At 61.2% G+C, this 15,910-nt stretch carries 18 protein-coding genes; 5 read left to right on the forward strand and 13 right to left on the reverse strand.

Going from position 1 to position 15,910, the window contains the following annotated elements:
* Window positions 1-39 precede the first annotated feature (39 nt).
* Window positions 40-468: a thioredoxin family protein gene (locus tag ACYQ00_RS12160; protein WP_460032368.1), complete on the forward strand. Its 429-nt coding sequence runs from the start codon at window positions 40-42 to the stop codon at window positions 466-468.
* On the forward strand, window positions 465-968 hold the full coding sequence (locus ACYQ00_RS12165; RefSeq protein WP_460032369.1) for a protein tyrosine phosphatase family protein: 504 nt from the start codon (window positions 465-467) through the stop codon (window positions 966-968). Before ACYQ00_RS12160 ends, ACYQ00_RS12165 begins: the two co-directional genes overlap by 4 nt.
* A gap of 26 nt (window positions 969-994) precedes the next feature.
* Here ACYQ00_RS12165 and panD read toward each other — a convergent pair whose 3' ends face one another.
* From panD to ACYQ00_RS12190, 5 genes are all read right to left on the reverse strand, one after another.
* Window positions 995-1,345 (reverse strand): aspartate 1-decarboxylase, encoded by a 351-nt coding sequence (panD, locus tag ACYQ00_RS12170; RefSeq protein ID WP_460032370.1) that lies wholly within the window; start codon window positions 1,343-1,345, stop codon window positions 995-997.
* Between the two features lie 103 nt (window positions 1,346-1,448).
* Window positions 1,449-2,180 (reverse strand): amino acid ABC transporter ATP-binding protein, encoded by a 732-nt coding sequence (locus ACYQ00_RS12175; RefSeq protein WP_460032533.1) that lies wholly within the window; start codon window positions 2,178-2,180, stop codon window positions 1,449-1,451.
* A gap of 59 nt (window positions 2,181-2,239) precedes the next feature.
* Window positions 2,240-3,256, reverse strand: coding sequence for an amino acid ABC transporter permease (locus ACYQ00_RS12180; RefSeq protein ID WP_460032371.1), 1,017 nt, complete (start codon window positions 3,254-3,256; stop codon window positions 2,240-2,242).
* A 78-nt stretch (window positions 3,257-3,334) separates the two neighbouring features.
* Window positions 3,335-4,150: a transporter substrate-binding domain-containing protein gene (locus tag ACYQ00_RS12185; protein WP_460032372.1), complete on the reverse strand. Its 816-nt coding sequence runs from the start codon at window positions 4,148-4,150 to the stop codon at window positions 3,335-3,337.
* 27 nt (window positions 4,151-4,177) lie between these two features.
* Window positions 4,178-4,330, reverse strand: coding sequence for a hypothetical protein (locus tag ACYQ00_RS12190; RefSeq protein ID WP_460032373.1), 153 nt, complete (start codon window positions 4,328-4,330; stop codon window positions 4,178-4,180).
* Window positions 4,331-4,573: 243 nt separating this feature from the next.
* Between ACYQ00_RS12190 and ACYQ00_RS12195 the strand changes: the two genes are divergently transcribed.
* Together ACYQ00_RS12195 and gap are read left to right on the forward strand one after the other, a co-directional pair.
* Window positions 4,574-5,134, forward strand: a complete 561-nt coding sequence (locus tag ACYQ00_RS12195) for a GAF domain-containing protein (RefSeq protein WP_460032374.1) — start codon at window positions 4,574-4,576, stop codon at window positions 5,132-5,134.
* Between the two features lie 13 nt (window positions 5,135-5,147).
* Window positions 5,148-6,164, forward strand: coding sequence for a type I glyceraldehyde-3-phosphate dehydrogenase (gap, locus tag ACYQ00_RS12200; RefSeq protein ID WP_460032375.1), 1,017 nt, complete (start codon window positions 5,148-5,150; stop codon window positions 6,162-6,164).
* A gap of 171 nt (window positions 6,165-6,335) precedes the next feature.
* Here gap and ACYQ00_RS12205 read toward each other — a convergent pair whose 3' ends face one another.
* From ACYQ00_RS12205 to ACYQ00_RS12225, 5 genes are all read right to left on the reverse strand, one after another.
* Window positions 6,336-7,265 (reverse strand): DMT family transporter, encoded by a 930-nt coding sequence (locus tag ACYQ00_RS12205; RefSeq protein WP_460032376.1) that lies wholly within the window; start codon window positions 7,263-7,265, stop codon window positions 6,336-6,338.
* Between the two features lie 143 nt (window positions 7,266-7,408).
* Window positions 7,409-10,420, reverse strand: coding sequence for a proline dehydrogenase family protein (locus ACYQ00_RS12210; protein WP_460032377.1), 3,012 nt, complete (start codon window positions 10,418-10,420; stop codon window positions 7,409-7,411).
* Window positions 10,421-10,433: 13 nt separating this feature from the next.
* The gene (locus ACYQ00_RS12215) at window positions 10,434-10,919 is read right to left on the reverse strand and encodes an Lrp/AsnC family transcriptional regulator (protein WP_460032378.1); all 486 of its coding nucleotides are present in this window, start codon (window positions 10,917-10,919) and stop codon (window positions 10,434-10,436) included.
* A 148-nt stretch (window positions 10,920-11,067) separates the two neighbouring features.
* Window positions 11,068-12,024, reverse strand: coding sequence for a hypothetical protein (locus ACYQ00_RS12220; RefSeq protein WP_460032379.1), 957 nt, complete (start codon window positions 12,022-12,024; stop codon window positions 11,068-11,070).
* A gap of 32 nt (window positions 12,025-12,056) precedes the next feature.
* Entirely contained in the window at window positions 12,057-12,344 is a 288-nt protein-coding gene (locus tag ACYQ00_RS12225) for a hypothetical protein (protein WP_460032380.1), read from the reverse strand.
* A gap of 280 nt (window positions 12,345-12,624) precedes the next feature.
* On the opposite strand from ACYQ00_RS12225, the gene ACYQ00_RS12230 reads away from it, so the two are divergent.
* Complete coding sequence (locus ACYQ00_RS12230) at window positions 12,625-13,410, forward strand: PHP domain-containing protein (RefSeq protein WP_460032381.1); 786 nt, start codon at window positions 12,625-12,627, stop codon at window positions 13,408-13,410.
* On the opposite strand, the gene ACYQ00_RS12235 is transcribed toward ACYQ00_RS12230, so the two are convergent.
* The 3 genes from ACYQ00_RS12235 to ACYQ00_RS12245 form a co-directional block, all read right to left on the reverse strand.
* Window positions 13,382-13,861 carry a hypothetical protein gene (locus ACYQ00_RS12235; RefSeq protein ID WP_460032382.1) on the reverse strand — a complete coding sequence of 160 codons (480 nt, stop codon included), beginning with the start codon at window positions 13,859-13,861 and terminating at the stop codon, window positions 13,382-13,384. The genes ACYQ00_RS12230 and ACYQ00_RS12235 overlap by 29 nt on opposite strands.
* A gap of 189 nt (window positions 13,862-14,050) precedes the next feature.
* Window positions 14,051-14,881: a tetratricopeptide repeat protein gene (locus tag ACYQ00_RS12240; protein ID WP_460032383.1), complete on the reverse strand. Its 831-nt coding sequence runs from the start codon at window positions 14,879-14,881 to the stop codon at window positions 14,051-14,053.
* 171 nt (window positions 14,882-15,052) lie between these two features.
* The gene (locus tag ACYQ00_RS12245; RefSeq protein WP_460032534.1) at window positions 15,053-15,874 is read right to left on the reverse strand and encodes an ABC transporter ATP-binding protein; all 822 of its coding nucleotides are present in this window, start codon (window positions 15,872-15,874) and stop codon (window positions 15,053-15,055) included.
* Window positions 15,875-15,910: the final 36 nt, after the last annotated feature.

Consider the following 15,910-nt stretch of genomic DNA (forward strand, 5'->3'; position numbering starts at 1 on the left):
TCTGAGCGGGAGGAGCCGTCCCTAAGGAGGGGACAGTACATGCCGCATACCCGTCTGCTGGCCCTGCTGGGCGTGCTCTTCCTGCTGGTGGTGGTCAAGTTTTTCGTGTTGGATCTTGTGCTGCCCCCTGCCGATCCGGTGTTCGTCTCCTCCCAAGACAGCGCCGTGCCCGGCGGGGGGCATGCTGTTTCCGGCATGCCCACGCTGGTGGATCTCAGCACGGACTGGTGCGGCCCCTGCCGCCAGCTGGAGCCCGTGCTGCTCAAGCTCAGGAAGGAATACGAGGGCCGCGCGGCCATCGTCATCGTCAACCCGGAAAAGGATGCCACCGCTCGCGCCGCCTACCGGCCCCGTGCCTACCCCACCCTGGTGTTTCACAAGGCCGATGGCTCCGTGCACAAGCGCGTGGAGGGTTCTCCCGGCCGGGAGGGCATCATCCGCATCTTCAAGGAAATGGGAGTCCAATGAGCAGCCCCGCCTTGCCCGAACCCAGTCTGAAGGGAGTGCCGGCAGCGCTGGCGGCCATCCCGGCCATCCGGCGTTTCTCTTCCGCGGTGCTTTGCGCCGCCCATCCGGACGAAGCCCAGCTGACCGCCTGCGCCCGAGCAGGCATCCGCACAGTGGTCAACCTCTCCTTGCACGGCCAGTCCTACAGCCTGCCTGACGAAGCCGGGCATCTGGCTGCCCAGGGCGTGCAGTACGTGCATATCCCGGTCATCTGGGACGCACCCACCCAAGCCGATCTGACACGGTTTTACGAGGTCATGGACAGCCTGACCGACCCCGCTGCTCCGCAGGCCACCCTGGTGCACTGTGTGAAGAACATGCGGGCCACGGCCTTTCTGGCCCTGTACGCCGTGGCGCGCGGGGGGGACCGCGACCGCTGGCGCTGGTGGATCCGCGAGACCTGGGAGCCGGACGACTACCCCGCCTGGGCGGCGCTGCTGCACGAGCATGGCGGCATGTAGCCCGGCGCATCCTGCGGCAATTGCGGCTACTGCGGCGAAATCATGACATTTCCAGGACCGCAGATCACCACTTTCGGAGTCAGGGCCGGAATTTCCTCATTGGCCACATAGCCATAGGCAGCAATGATCACCCGCTGGCCGGGCTCGCCCTTGAGGGCGGCCGCGCCGTTCAGGCAGATCTCGCCAGGTTTGCCTTCGATGGCATAGGTGGTCAGGCGTTCGCCATTGTCCACATTATAGACATCCACCTGTTCAAAGGGGGCAATGTCCGCGGCGCGGAGCAGATCGGGGTCGATGGAGATGGAGCCGATGTAGTCTCTGTCCGCGCCTGTGAGCATGGCGCGGTGGATCTTGGCGCGAAGAAAGCAACGCAGCATGGGAGTACGTCCGTGGGATGAAGATGCGAAGATGAGGAATTTTTTGAGAGGAACAGAGCAGCCGGCCAGACAGAGAGTCTGGCCGGCTGTTGCATAACAGGCACTAGAGAATCTGGCTGAGAAAGAGTTTGGTCCGCTCGTGTTGCGGATCGGTAAAGAAGTGCATGGGCGTGCCTTCTTCCAGGATGCGGCCCTGGTCCATGAACAGCACGCGGTGTGCCACTTCGCGGGCAAAGCCCATTTCGTGGGTCACCACAACCATGGTCATGCCGTCCTTGGCCAGTTTCTGCATGACGTCGAGCACCTCGCCGACCATTTCCGGGTCCAGGGCCGAGGTGGGCTCGTCAAAGAGCAGAACCTTGGGATCCATGGCCAGGGAGCGGGCAATGGCCACACGCTGCTGCTGACCGCCGGAAAGCCGGTCCGGGTAGGCCTGGGCCTTGTCCGGAATGCCCACGCGCTCCAACAGGGCCATACCTTTCTTTTCGGCCTCGGCCTTGGAGCGTCCTTTGACCACCATCTGGGCCAGGGTGATGTTCTCCAGCACGGTCTTGTGCGGGAACAGGTTGAAGGACTGAAACACCATGCCTGTTTCCGCGCGCATGGCATTGATGTTGGTCTTGGGCGAGAGAATGTCCACGCCGTCGATCCAGATGTGCCCCTCATCGGCATATTCCAGGCGATTGAGGCAGCGCAGGAAAGTGGACTTGCCAGAGCCCGAGGGGCCGATGACCACCACCACCTCGCCAGCGACGATTTCCGCGCTGACATTGTCCAGCGCCACCACCTTGTGCGGCAGATGGAAGAATTTGGAGATCCCTTCCACGCGGATCATGGGACCAGTGGCCAGGCCAGCCGAAGGGGCGGCAGTTGCGGAAGTCGCGGAAGTCTGTGTCATGAGGAGAGCCATTTCCGTTCGAACCATTGCAGCAGCATGGACAGGGCGAAAGTCATCACCAGATACAGCACCGCGCACATGAACCACATCTCGAAGGGCTGCAGATTGGAGGTGATAAGTTCGCGGGTGGCCTTGGTCAACTCCCGCAGGGCGATGATGCCCAGGAGCGAGGAGTCCTTGACCAGGCTGATGAACTGTCCGGCCAGGGGCGGCAGGATGCGGCGCACGGCCTGGGGCAGCACCACATGGCGCAGGCATTCAAAGGAGGTCATGCCCAGGGAGCGGGCGGCCTCCACCTGGCCGCGATGCACGCTCTGGATCCCGGCGCGGACAATTTCCGCCACGTACGCGCCCGTGAACATGGCCATGGAGGCCACGCCGTACCAGAGGGGCGATGGCTGGGGCAGACCGTACTTGCCAAGCAGCTGGTTGATGAGCGTGCCGAAGACAAAATACCAGATGTAAATCTGCACCAGAAGCGGTGAGCCGCGAATGAGTTCGATGTACGTGATGGCGGACCAGCGCAAGGCGGGGTTGTGCGAGAGCCGGGCCAGACCGGTGAGCAGCCCCAGCCCGATGCCGATGACAATGGAGAGGAAGGAGACCTTGAGGGTCAGCCACGCGGCCTCGATCATGACGCCGACGTGCTGGACTTCATGCAGGCCGAGGACATCCCCGGAATTGATCATGTCCCCCCGGCTCACGCGGATTTCCCCGCCAGCCGGAACGGTATAACGTTCCTCGTCGCCATCCAGGCCCTTGACGGTGACGATGGTGCCGCCCGCGCCAGGCTCCACGGAAGCGACATCGCCATCAATCATGGCCCTGGTTTCAACATCTTCAACATACCAGAAATATTGAGGAATTCTATACCAGCGCCAGACGTAATCCACCTGTTTGGTGGCGTAATACAACCCGAAAATCGATCCTGCGGTGAGCAGGATAAACACGGCGGACCATGCATAATACCATTGCTTGGAGCGTCGCGGAGAAAGGCCGGATGAAAGTTGCATGGGCGGCTCGCAATCCCTGAAGAACAATGAAAAGGAGGGGACCCCGCGTGGGGGCCCCCTCTGCAAAACGATATGGGATTACTGGATGTCCTTGATCCAGTCGGTACCCTTGATCCACTTGTTGTAGATGCGGTCGTACCGGCCATCATTCTTGATTTGAACGAGGAAGTTTTCCAGCCAGTTCAGGAAGTCCGGGTCACCCTTGTTCACAGCCCAGGCCAGGGGCTCATAGGTGAAGGGCTCGTCCAGGAAGATCATGCCGGCGGCAGCGCCCTGCTGGGCCATGAGGACCACCTGGTTGGGCTTGTCGTACACGTAGGCGTCAGCCTTGCCATTCACGACTTCGAGGAAGGCTTCCTGCTCGGATTCAAAGGACTTGTACGTGGCTTTGGGGATGCGGTTCTTGGCGGCTTCCTCGCCGGTGGTGCCCAGCTTGGAGGTAACCGTGAACTTGGGATCGTTCAGATCCTTGTAGCTCTTGATGGTGTCCTTGTGCTTGGGATTCAGGATGATGGTCTGGCCCACGATGATGTAAGGGGAGACGAAGTTGATCTTGAGGTTGCGGTCCTGGGTCACGGTCATGCCGGACATGATGATGTCAAACTTGTCCGTGAGCAGGGCGGGGATGATGCCGTCCCAGGCAGTATTCACCGGCACGAACTTCACGCCCATGGCCTTGGCCATTTCCTTGGCCACGTCGATATCAAAGCCGACGAAGTCGCCCTTTTTGTCGGTCATTTCAAAGGGCATGTACCCGGCCTCAAAGCCCACGCGCAGCTCACCGCGCTGCAGAATGCCTTCCAGGGTGGATTTTTTGGCCAGTTCGATGTCCGCCGCCCAGGCCTGGGATACGAGCCCAAGCACCATCACCAGCATCAACAACGCCTTGCGCATTGAAAGCCTCCACGAATACACGTTAAATTAATAGGATTTTCCTTCCTTCAACAGCTCTTTGACCACCATCCGCACCTTGCATTCGGGGCAGACGGGCATTTCTTCCTTGGGAACGTAGATGATTTCAGTACGTTGACACTTGGGACAAGACACTTCCACAGGTTGATTTTCGCCGCTCATGGGTCCCTCCGTGACAAATGCATGATGATTTTACAAAAGTTGTCACAGAAATACAAGCAAGGTGTGTTGTTCGATTTCCCCAAATTTTCTATTGTATATTTGCTCTCAGCTGTGCCATATTGCTGTCACTCTTGCACCTTATTGTTCAGGGCAGCATCTTGGATTTTCCCCGATACCGCGCTGTCTGCTCAGCACGGGATGCTGCAACCAAGCCGCTTGACGACATTTTTTCAGGAGGGAGAGATGGACCGCTTCGAGCGCTACTTTAGAACGTTGACTGCCGTTGCGAAATGCGTGAATTCCAGCCTGGAACCCAGCCGGGTCATCAAGGATGTCACGCATCAGGCTGCCCTGGCGCTGGCCGCCAAAGGCTGCACCCTGCGCCTCCTGGATCGTACTGGAAAGCGCCTCCTGCCCGGCGGCGGATGGGGCCTCTCTGAAACCTACACCCGCAAGGGTCCGGTTGACCTGGAAAAAAGTCAGGTTGACCGCGAAGCGACCACCGGCAAAACCATTCACCTGGAAGATGCCCAGACCGACCCCCGCTTCCAATACCGCGAGGCCGCCAAGGCAGAAGGCATCGTCTCCGTGCTGGTCATCCCCCTGATGGTGGAAGACAAGGCCATCGGCGCCATGCGCGTGTATTCCGAAACCAAACGCACTTTTGATGAGCAGGAGCTCGAATTCGCCCAGGCCATTGCCGACCTCTGCGCCATGGCCATCGAAAACGCCCGGCTCCACCAGGCCCTCAAGACCGATTACGAAATGCTCGTCAAATTCGAATCCCGCATCTTCGAAGACTAATCAGGAGACTCTCATGACTGCCATGCGTGTGGGCATCAACGGCTTCGGCCGCATCGGCCGCCAGGTCGTCAAGGCCATGTACGAACGCCGCAAGGGCGATCTTGAAATCGTGGCTATCAACGACCTCTACGACATCAACACCTCCGCACACCTGCTGGAGTTCGATACCACCTACGGCCGCGCCTCCGAAGCAGTGCGCGCCGAAGACAATACCATCCATTACGGCGACTGGGCCATCAAATGCTTTGCGGAAAAGGACCCCCGGAACATTCCCTGGGGTGATCTGGGCGTGGATATCGTCATTGAATCCACTGGCCTGTTCACCCAGGGCCCCAAGGCCCGCGCGCACATTGAAGCCGGCGCCAAGAAGGTCATCATCAGCGCCCCCGCCAAGGAAGAAGACATCACCATCGTCATGGGCGTCAACCATGAACTCTATGACCCGGCCAAGCATGTCATCATCTCCAACGCCTCCTGCACCACCAACTGCCTGGCCCCGGCAGCCAAGGTCATCCACGAGACCTTCGGCATCTCCTCCGGCCTGATGTGCACCATCCACTCCTACACCAATGACCAGCGCATCCTGGACCAGGCCCACAAAGACCTGCGCCGCGCCCGCGCTGCCGCCCAGAACATCGTCCCCACCTCCACAGGCGCGGCCAAGGCCGTGGCCCTGGTCATCCCGGACCTCAAGGGCAAGGTGGACGGCTACGCCCTTCGCGTGCCCACGGTGACCGTCTCCGTGGTGGACTTCGCCTTTGTGCCCATGAAACCCATGACCACGGAGGCCCTGCGGCAGGCCCTCAAAGACGCCGCCGAAGGTTCCCTCAAGGGGATTCTGGGCTACAATCCCCGCCCCCTGGTCTCCTCCGACTTCAAGGGCGACAATCGCTCCTCCATCGTCGAGGAAGAATACACCCGCGTCCAGTCCGATGGCCTGGCCAAGCTCGTCACCTGGTATGACAACGAGTGGGGCTACTCCTGCCGCGTGGTCGACCTCGCCGGCATGATCAAGGACAAGGGCCTGTAAGAAGAGAAATATGAAAAAGGAGAGATGCAGGGGGAACTGAGTTCCTCCAAGCCCCCTCCAGTCGGGTTATGTGGCAAAGGCCGGGTTGCTGTTCGTCACGAGCAGCAACCCGGCCTTTATCATGTAGAGCGAGAGCCTGCTGTTTCGCTTCAGCATTCACCAAGGCTCGCGTCACGCCGGCCGCAGTCTGCGCAGCAGCACGCCCAGCTGGCCGGTGGTGATGGCCGCGCCGAAGATGGCGATGATACCCCCGAAGATGGACATGAGCCCCGGCATTTCGCCCAGCCAGACCAGGCCGATGACCATGGCCAGAAAGGGCTGGCTGAACTGGGTGCTGGAAATCCAGCCGACCTGCCCCTTGGAAAGCGCAAAGTTCCAGAGCACATAGCCCAGCGCCGCAGGGCAGACACCCAGGTAGATCACGCTCCAGAACCCACGCGGGGAGGCTGCAGCCACGGCGTCCCCCAGCCCGGGCAGGAAGATGCACATGAACAGTGTGCCGGCCCACATGGTGTAAATGGTGTAGGCCAGACTGCCATAGCGGCGCAGCCGATCCTTGATGGCCACGAAGTACACGGCTTCGGCCACGGCGGCGGTAAGCACCAGCAGCGCGCCGCGGTCAAAGGTCATCCCGCCGCCTTCCCCCAAGGCAATCACAGACACCCCCAGCATGCTGACCACCAGGCCGACGACAGTCTGTTTGCGGAACGGTTCCTTCAAAAAGATGGCCGCCAGGATGGTGGAACTGACCGGGATGGCTCCGATCAGAAACGCTGCCGACGCGCCAGTGACCGTCTTTTCGCCTTCATTGAGCAGGGTATGATAGATGAAAAACCCGATGAACCCGTGCAGCAGAATGCCGGGAATGTCCCGCAGGGCCGGCGGTGGCAAAAAACCGTTGCGCATGCGGTGCACCACCACCATGGGGATAAGGCAGAGCGAGGCCGTGATAAAACGCAGGCAGGCCAGATGCCCTGGCGAAAAATCCGGCAAGGCCGCGCGAATGGCCACAAACGCCGAGGACCAGAACAGGAGCGCCACGCACAGCGCCGCCACGGCCACCGGTGGAAATGGCGCGGAAGAAGAGGTGTTTTGGTTCATGACGCTGGATGTGAGCCGAACTAGCGGAGGTGTCAAGCAAAGAGAAAGGGAAGAAGCAGAAGGACGGGGGAACTGAGTTCCCCCGAGCCCTCTCCGCTTGGGGGAGCTCCTTTCTGAAGAAAGGGGCTCCTCTTCCAACGTTTTTAGCCGTCTTCGTCCATGGGCGTGAAGCCACGGCGCATGGTGTTTTCGGTAGTGTTCACGGGGTCCACGAACTGCAACAGGTAGTCCGGACCGCCGGCCTTGGAACCCACGCCGGAGAGCTTGAAGCCGCCGAAGGGCTGGCGCTTGACCATGGCGCCGGTGGTGCCGCGGTTGATGTAGAGGTTGCCGGCTTCCATCTCATTCTTGAAGCATTCTATGCGCGCCGGGGAGCGGGAAAAGAGCCCGGCCGTGAGGGCAAAGCGGGTGCTGTTGGCCCAGTCCATGGCCTGATCAAAATCCTTGGCCCGCATCACCGAGAGCACCGGGCCGAAGATCTCCTCCTGCGCCAGACGGTGTTCCGGGGTAATGCCTTCCACGATGGTCAGGGGCACGTAGCATCCCTGAGCCCACAGGGGCTGCGGGGCGGTGTGCATGAGCAGCACCCTGCCCTCTGTATGCGCCAACTCAACGTATTGATTGACGTTTGTTTGCTGTTTGGGGTCGATGACCGGGCCCATGTGATTGGCGGGATCTTCGGCCGGCCCGAGTTTCAGGGACTTGGCAGCAGCCACCAGTCGGGGAACAAAGCGGTCGTACACGCCGTCCAGGACGATGACCCGCGAGCAGGCCGAGCACTTCTGCCCCTGGAAGCCGAAAGCCGAATACAGCGTGCCGGCCACGGCTTCGTCCAGTTCCGCATCGTCATCAATGATGATGGCGTTCTTGCCGCCCATCTCGGCGATGACCCGCTTCACGTGCGCCTGCCCGGGCGCCGGTTCCGCCGCCTTCCTGATGATGTGCAGGCCCACTTCCATGGAGCCGGTAAAGGCGATGCCGTGAATGTCCTTGTGGCCCACCAACAGGTCTCCCATGACCGAGCTGCGGCCGGGCAGGTAATTGAACACCCCGCCGGGAATGCCTGCGGCCTGGAACACTTCCTTGAGACCGTAGCCGACCACGGAGGAGAGGCTTGAGGGTTTGTAGAGCACGGCATTGCCCGTGACCAGGGCCGCGGCGCTCATGCCCACGGAGATGGCAAAGGGGAAGTTCCAGGGCGCGATGACGGCCACCAGCCCCTTGGCCCGGTAGCGCAGGGCGTTGGCCTCGCCGGGCAGGGAGGCCGAGGTGCGGGGGGTGGCCAGACGCTCGGCTTCCTCAGCGTAATAGTCCAGAAAATCAATGGCTTCAGCCACATCGGCATAGGCCTGGTCCCACTGTTTGCCCACTTCCAGCACCTGCCAGGCGCTCAGTTCGAAGATGCGCTCGCGACAGATGCCCGCAGCTTTGCGCAGGCAGTCGGCCCGGTGGCTGGCCGGCAGTCTGGCCCAGGCCCTTTGCTGCTTTTTGGCGGCGGCGATGGCGGCTTCCACCTCTTCCACCCCGGCCTGGCAGACGTGGCCGATAATTTCCGTCTGCATCGCGGGGTTGCGGGTGGCGATGGTGTCCTTGGTTTCGACATCGCGGCCGTCAATCCACAGCGGATAGGTCCTGCCCAGGCGGCTGCGGACCAGGGCCAGGGCCGCGGGGAAGGCCTCGCGGCTCTCGGCCACGGTAAAGTCCACCATGGGCTCGTTATCAAAGGTTTTTTTGGTGCAGGCGGACGCGGCGGGAACAGGTTCGGCCGGGGGGATTTTGGTGACAGGATCAGCCAGCAGCACTTCCATGCTCGCGTCGTCCACAAAGCTCTGGCGCAGGAAGCTCTCGTTGGCCGTGTTTTCCAGCAGGCGACGCACCAGATAGGCCATGCCCGGAATCAGGTCGCCGTAGGGGCAATACAGGCGGACGCGGCCGGCCACATTCTTGAGGCCCTTGCGCACGGGTTCGGCCATGCCATAGAGCACCTGAAACTCGTAGCGGGACTCGTCCACGCCCTGGGCCTTGGCCATTTCCATCACCGCGCTGATGGTGCGGATGTTGTGGGAGGCGCAGGCCAGGTGGCAGATGTCCGCGTGCTGGAGGATCTTCCAGGCGCAGCGTTCGTAGCAGGCGTCGGACTCGGGCTTGTGCATCCAGACCGGGGATTCCCAGCCGTTCTGCCGGGCGACGACGGTTTCGTAATCCCAGTACGCACCCTTGACCATGCGGATGGAGATCTGGCGATTCTGCTGCCGGGCCCAGGCCAGGAGGTTGTCCAGGTCCTGTTCGGTATCGCGCAGATAGAATTGCAAGACCACGCCAAGGTGAGGATAATCCTTGAGTTCCGGGTGCATGAGCAGGCGCTTGTAGACCTCGATGGTGATGTCCTTGACGCTCAGCTGTTCCATGTCAATGCACAGGAATCCACCGATTTCCTTTATCTTCAAGGCCATGGGCAAAAGGCGGCTGAGGATGCCCTGCACCGAGCCTTCAAAGTCCCGGGGGCTGCACTTGGAGTAGAAGGCCGTGGGCTTCACGGCCAGGTTCACCTTGGGGGCGTGGCCCCAGTCCAGGGTGTACGCTGGGTGGCCCTTCTCGTCCCTGCTGCTCAGGGGTTTCCATTTTTGTTGTGCGGCATGCAGGGCGTCGAGGAGTTCAAGGTGCTCCTGCAGATGCTCGTCGGCCTCCTCCTCGCTCATGGTCGCTTCGCCCAGGCTGTCGATGACAAAGGCAAAGCCATCCTTGCGCAGCTTTTCGATGGAGGCCACCGCTTCCCTGGCTTCCTGGCCCACGATGAACTGGCGGCCCATTTTCTCAATATTGGAACGGATGCCCTTGGCCATCAGGCCCAGGCCCAGGGAGCCGGCCAGGCTCGCGCCCTTGAGCCCGGCTGACATGACTGGCGGCAGCTCGCCGCAGCCATCCTGGAAGTATTCCTTGATGTGGCGCACGAGGGAATCGGTATCGTGGATGGCCGGGATGACGTCCACAAAGCGGAACATCTTCACCTTGAAGTCTTCGTTCTTCATGGACCAGTCCATGATCTTGCCGGTCCACCAGCCCTTGTCGAAGATGGAGGGCGCTTCGCCGCTGATGCTGGCGAAAAATTCCTTGCCGCGGGAAATGATGGCAGGTTCAAGCGTGCGGGGATCCATGGGAGCGGTTCCTTTAGCGGCCGTCTTCGCCGGCATCAAAGTCGGGAAGCGGGATGGGGTTGGATTCGCAGACGGTGGTCAGCACGATGGTGGTGCGAGTATCCCGCACCGTGGGCACGGCGCCGAAGGCCTTGAGCAGCTGGGCCAGGGCGGTGGTATCGGCCACACGGAGCTTGAGCAGGTAGCAGTCTTGGCCGGCGGTGTGGTGCACCTCCTGCACGCCGGGGAGCCTGGCCAGCTCCTCGCCGGCCTCGGTGGCGCCCACGGCCTCCTCGGTGCGCACATTGGTAAAGGCCGTGAGCCCCCGGCCCAGGGCCACGGGGTTCAACCGGGCCGAGTAGCCGAGGATGACCTGCCGACGCTCCAGCTTGCGGATGCGCTCCAGCACTGCCGAGGGCGCCATGCCCACCTCCCGGGCGATGGCCGCATTGGAGATGCGGGCGTTCTCCTGCAGCAAGCGGAGGATCTCCACGTCGATTCGATCAAGATCATATGCCATGGCCGTCAATACGTCTGGTATTTTCGTTTTGTCAAGACGATCATTCTGATTACTGCTGCACATTCCGCACAATCAACAAAAACCCCTCCCCGGCATGACCGGAGAGGGGTTGCAGATGGCCGCCAGGGACCTGGGCTTGCGGATGCGATCAGCGATGCGGCAACGTCACCACCAGCTCCTTGGGCGTGGGCTTGTCCAGGACCGGGTGGCGGGGGCCGGTGGTGGAGCCGCCGGCCAGCTCCACCACCACGCGGATACGGTCGGGGTGCCGGCCCATGCGCAGCTCGCGGGCGCAGAGGCCGTCTCCGCGGTTGAGCAGCACGCTGTTCACGTCCCAGCTGCCGATGAGGTCGATGGCCACGCGGAAGGGATTTTCCAGCACCAGCCACTTGACCCGCCCCATGGGCGCGGCCGAAACAAGATGCAGCACACAGCTGCCCTGGCGGGTCTTCTCCACCTCGGCCAGACGCAGAGTGTTCTTGTGGCCGCGGTCTTCGGGGGTGATGGGCGGATCATTCTGGATGACCGGCTTGTTCTGCGGGGCGGTCTTGTCGGGAGCCGGTGCGGGGGTGGCAGGCGTTGCCTTTGCGGTCTGCTGCGTGGCGGTCGGAGGGGACTGCTGGGCCGCAGGGGCCGCCATGCTGGCAACATCCTGCAGCGCCTGCCGGACCACAGCGCCACCGGCCGGGGAGGGCTGACTCGGCGGAGAGGCCTGTTCCGCAACCGCCGGTGGGGCAGATTGGGGCACAGCCGATGCTGCAGGACCATTGCCGGCAGGAGCGGCCTGACCGGTGCCTGCGGCTCCCGACTGCTCCTGCTGCAGGGTCGGAGGGGCCGCGGGCTGGATGAGCCTGGAGGGAGACTGCCCAATGGGCGGGAAGGGCACCGCAGGCTCCCGTTCCACCGGAACGGGAGCCGAGGCGTTGGGCGCGGCAGGCCCGGACTTGGGCAGATACGGGAGCAGATAACTCGCGGCAACAATCAACACTGTTGTAACCAGTGCCGTGGCCAGAATAAGCCGCAGCGGATTACTGCCCGCCCCCCCCTGCCCTTTGCCGCCCTTTTCGCCAGGCTGTTTGGAACGCTTGATAACCATCGGGGACATGTCACACCTCCCGGCCAGGGTTGCCCCTGCCGCTACTCCTTGGGCACCACCAGCCGCATGAGATTCTCATACAGATGGTTGATGTGCTGCGTGGTGTTTACCGCATAATCCCGCACCGTGTATAAGAAACTCGTGGAGTACAGATTCAAGGCCAACGAAACGCCCAGAATGATGAGCAGCCTGTTGTACCGTTTCTGATTTTCCTTAATCATCTCGCGGGTTTCATCAAAAAAACTCTGCAGTTGAAAGTCCGTATCTTCCTTCCAGTCTTCCAGTTGCTTGACGAGGGCGTCGTATTGCTCCGGCGTCTTCTCACTCATGATCGTCTCCCGATAAGGGCGCTGGCGGCGACGCACGCCGCAAGGGATGGAGGCAGGGAAGGCATGGCGTGCCGTCCGCCTGTCTTTCTGACTGTCTGGGGGCTAACCCGCCGCAATCACTTCATGACCTGCCCGGGCGGCCACGGGTCTTTCTCGACGGACAACCCGTTTTCAAGAAATTCTATAACTAAGGCTAATTCTTGTCAAAACCAAATCCGGCATCAGGATAATCCCGCGCGGAACATTCCCGTCTTGCCTTGCTCGTGCAAAAGGCTACAGTATGCGGATGCGATTGGATTGCCATGCGCACACCATGCGCCATTCCGCCTGCTCTGCCCTGGCTCCAGACGAGCTGTGCCGGCTGGCCCTGGAACGCGGGCTGGACGGGCTCGTCCTTACCGAGCACCACTACCAGTGGTCACGCGAGGATCTTGATGTTCTCGAGCAGGCGCATCCGCCGCTCAGGCTGTATGCCGGCATTGAGCTGACCCTGGCCGAACGGCACGACGTGGTGCTTGTCGCGCCACCGGCCTTGCTGGCACGGTGCGGAATTGCCCAGCCTTTCCTGCCCCTGGCCGAGTTGGCACGCCGGCTGGCTCCTGTCCGGTCGCAGGTGTTTGCTTTTGTGGCCCACCCCTTCCGCTACACGTGCGAGCTTTCGGCAGAACTGCACGCCATCCTGCAGTGGGTGGATGGTGTGGAAGAAAACTCCGTCAACCTGCTCAGGCACGAACAGTTGCGACAGGGGGACGTGTATTGGCCGGCCAACCGGGCCTGTTACCTTAGTGCCAGAGCCCATGTGCCGCGCATTGCCCTGTACAATACAGATTGCCACCGTCCCTCAGGCGTGGGGGTGCTGTCCAATCAGCTGCCAGGCCCTCCACCAGCAGACGAAGCCGCCCTGGTCCTGGCCTTGAACACCTTGCCCATCACGCAATGGCAGCATCCGCACGCCCTGCCGGCCCTGCTTGCCGCAGAGGCTCCGGCCACGGGGCACATGCCACGCAGTGCTGCGGAACCACGCGGGTTGTTGCGGTTTATTGGAATGCGGCATCGGCCATCATGATTTTTCCCTGCAAAAAGACCCGGAGCATGGTCTCCCCCTCGCCGTGCACGTGCATCAACGAGACTCCGGGGCGTTCCAGACGGCCATGCATCTGCAGGGCGCGGTCCAGGACATCCGCCCGAAACAATTGCACCGGCACCAGCTTGCCCCTGGCCTGGCTCTGCCCGCTGGACCAGAGGAGCCGCAGAGGCAGCACCGTTTTGCGGCCTGAGTTCAGCTTTTTGGAAACAAGCACCCCGGTGCGAAGCAACACATCTGCTGCCACCCCTGGCCGCATGGCTGCCCAGGCTGCCCAATGCGCCAAAAACTGGGGCGCCAGGGCCACATAATACGTGGGGTCCACCTTCCAGGCCAGGGAATATGGGGAAAGGTTAAGGAGTTTGGGATGTTCCAGCGCCTTGCGGGCAAGGGCCAGCTGTAGCCGATTCAACTCATGAACATAGTCACGCATGCACTCGCCCCAGCCACCCTTTGGGGGATTCCAGCAGACTGAAGAAAAAACTCTTCCGTTTCTGCAGCTCCACTGTATGAAAACGCTCAGTGGACGCAGACAAAGCCTTGCCCGTTGACGCGGCGCAGCAAGCGCGTGGCGTCTGAGATGCGGTACCCGGGATCGCCGTCACGGGTACCAACCATGACGTTAGATTGAGAATTTAGGAAATTTTTTGCGGTTTTTGTCAATAAAGTCAAGAAACTTTCTCGACATTTCCAGTCCGGGATTTATTTCCAGACTTTTCTGAAGCATTTCAATGGCTTTGATTACCTCGCCCCGTTCATAATGGATGCGGGCCATGTTGTGATAAATGTGGTCATCGTTCGGGGAAAGCTCCAGCGTGCGGCGATACATCTTCAAGGCCATTTCCGGCAGGTTGCTTTTACGCAGGCCAATGCCGAATTCGTTAAACATATGTTTGTGCCGCGGTGCGAAGGTGCCATCCATGGTGGCTATTTTTTCAAACAGTTGCAGCGCCTTGTTGCGTTCACCGCGGCGCAGGTGCGACACACCAAGCACGAATTCCGCCCGGGCCTTGCGTTCGGTCTGTTCCTCGGCTTCCATGCGTTTTTTCAGTAGTTCGGCATGGCGCTGCTGCATTTTGGCAGCGCGCTCGTCATCGTCTTCCAGCTCTGTCCGGTCTGGCGCGACCTTGCGTGGAGCCCTGGCTGCGTGCGCGGCGCCGGCCCCCGGCTTCAGGGTTTCGTCTTCTGGTCGCCAGACAGGACGGGCGATGGGTTCCACAAAAAACTCCGGCTCATACGTAAAGCCTGCGGCGAGTTCGTCGGGCAGGATGGGCCGCTTTTGTCCGGTGGGGATGAGGTTTTGGTTGAGCGGCAGGATGGTGTAACTGCCGTCATCCTCTTCCTGAACCGCCCAAAAGCGCTTGATCGTGGTGGCACGACGAGTCATGCCGGTCCCGATCCTGGCGGTGTGGGAACTGGAATAGATGCCTTTCTGAATGGGGGCGTCGGCCATGGGAACTCCGGTCAAAATACTCAGAAGTGCGCTGCATCCTGGCGCATCGTCATTCGATGCGCGGATTCACTCATCTTCTGCCATTCTGCCGGCGCATGGTCAAGATGTTGGGGGAAATCCCTGTAATTTCACAGAGGATTTCCACATGTGGAGGAGAACGGCCTGCCTGGTCTAGCCAAGCCAGCGCTTGCGGCGGCGATAATGCTTGACATTTTTGTAGCGCTTTTTCTCCCCGCCGTGGCTCATGCCCAGGTAGAATTCCTGGACGTCAGGGTTTTGCAGCAGGGCCTGGGCCTCTCCCTCCAGCACAATCCGGCCATTTTCCATGATATAGCCGTGGCTGGCGATGTTCAGGGCAGCGCGGGCGTTCTGTTCCACCAGGAGGATGGTCACGCCTTCATCGGCATTCAAGCGCTTGATAATGGTGAAGATATCTTCCACCAGCAGCGGCGCGAGCCCAAGGGAGGGTTCATCAAGCAAGAGTAGCTTGGGCCGCGCCATCATGGCCCGGCCGATGGCCAGCATCTGCTGCTCACCACCGCTCATGAAGCCGGCCAGCTGCTTTTTACGCTCGGCCAAACGAGGGAAATAATCATACACGCGTTCCAGGGAGGGCGCGAGTTCGCCGCGGGGCCGGGTGAAGGCGCCGCAACGAAGGTTTTCCTCCACGGTCAGATCCTCAAAGACCCGCCGCCCTTCCATGACCTGAAAAATTCCCGAGCGGACGATCTTGTCCGGTGGCAGGCTGTGGACGGGGCGATCCTCCAGATAGACCGCCCCTTCCGTAATCTCGCCGTTTTCCCCGGCCAGCAGGCCGGAGATGGCCTTGAGCGTGGTGGATTTGCCCGCGCCATTGGCGCCGAGCAGGGCCGTGATTTTCCCTGCAGCGGCCGTGAGGGACAGTCCTTTGAGCACAAGGACGACCTCGTTGTAGACCACTTCCAGGTTTTCCACACGCAGCAGATTCACGCCCTGCTCCGTGCCCCGGTCCATGACCTGATCCATGATCCGGTCCTTACCCTGCTCCAT

The organism is Megalodesulfovibrio paquesii (assembly GCF_054653055.1).

Bases quoted from the DNA above. Each gene is read 5' to 3' on its own strand.
- ACYQ00_RS12160 (WP_460032368.1), top strand. From the start codon at position 40: ATGCCGCATACCCGTCTGCTGGCCCTGCTGGGCGTGCTCTTCCTGCTG.
- ACYQ00_RS12165 (WP_460032369.1), top strand. From the start codon at position 465: ATGAGCAGCCCCGCCTTGCCCGAACCCAGTCTGAAGGGAGTGCCGGCA.
- panD (WP_460032370.1), bottom strand. From the start codon at position 1,345: ATGCTGCGTTGCTTTCTTCGCGCCAAGATCCACCGCGCCATGCTCACA.
- ACYQ00_RS12175 (WP_460032533.1), bottom strand. From the start codon at position 2,180: ATGATCCGCGTGGAAGGGATCTCCAAATTCTTCCATCTGCCGCACAAG.
- ACYQ00_RS12180 (WP_460032371.1), bottom strand. From the start codon at position 3,256: ATGCAACTTTCATCCGGCCTTTCTCCGCGACGCTCCAAGCAATGGTAT.
- ACYQ00_RS12185 (WP_460032372.1), bottom strand. From the start codon at position 4,150: ATGCGCAAGGCGTTGTTGATGCTGGTGATGGTGCTTGGGCTCGTATCC.
- ACYQ00_RS12190 (WP_460032373.1), bottom strand. From the start codon at position 4,330: ATGAGCGGCGAAAATCAACCTGTGGAAGTGTCTTGTCCCAAGTGTCAA.
- ACYQ00_RS12195 (WP_460032374.1), top strand. From the start codon at position 4,574: ATGGACCGCTTCGAGCGCTACTTTAGAACGTTGACTGCCGTTGCGAAA.
- gap (WP_460032375.1), top strand. From the start codon at position 5,148: ATGACTGCCATGCGTGTGGGCATCAACGGCTTCGGCCGCATCGGCCGC.
- ACYQ00_RS12205 (WP_460032376.1), bottom strand. From the start codon at position 7,265: ATGAACCAAAACACCTCTTCTTCCGCGCCATTTCCACCGGTGGCCGTG.
- ACYQ00_RS12210 (WP_460032377.1), bottom strand. From the start codon at position 10,420: ATGGATCCCCGCACGCTTGAACCTGCCATCATTTCCCGCGGCAAGGAA.
- ACYQ00_RS12215 (WP_460032378.1), bottom strand. From the start codon at position 10,919: ATGGCATATGATCTTGATCGAATCGACGTGGAGATCCTCCGCTTGCTG.
- ACYQ00_RS12220 (WP_460032379.1), bottom strand. From the start codon at position 12,024: ATGTCCCCGATGGTTATCAAGCGTTCCAAACAGCCTGGCGAAAAGGGC.
- ACYQ00_RS12225 (WP_460032380.1), bottom strand. From the start codon at position 12,344: ATGAGTGAGAAGACGCCGGAGCAATACGACGCCCTCGTCAAGCAACTG.
- ACYQ00_RS12230 (WP_460032381.1), top strand. From the start codon at position 12,625: ATGCGGATGCGATTGGATTGCCATGCGCACACCATGCGCCATTCCGCC.
- ACYQ00_RS12235 (WP_460032382.1), bottom strand. From the start codon at position 13,861: ATGCGTGACTATGTTCATGAGTTGAATCGGCTACAGCTGGCCCTTGCC.
- ACYQ00_RS12240 (WP_460032383.1), bottom strand. From the start codon at position 14,881: ATGGCCGACGCCCCCATTCAGAAAGGCATCTATTCCAGTTCCCACACC.
- ACYQ00_RS12245 (WP_460032534.1), bottom strand. From the start codon at position 15,874: ATGGACCGGGGCACGGAGCAGGGCGTGAATCTGCTGCGTGTGGAAAAC.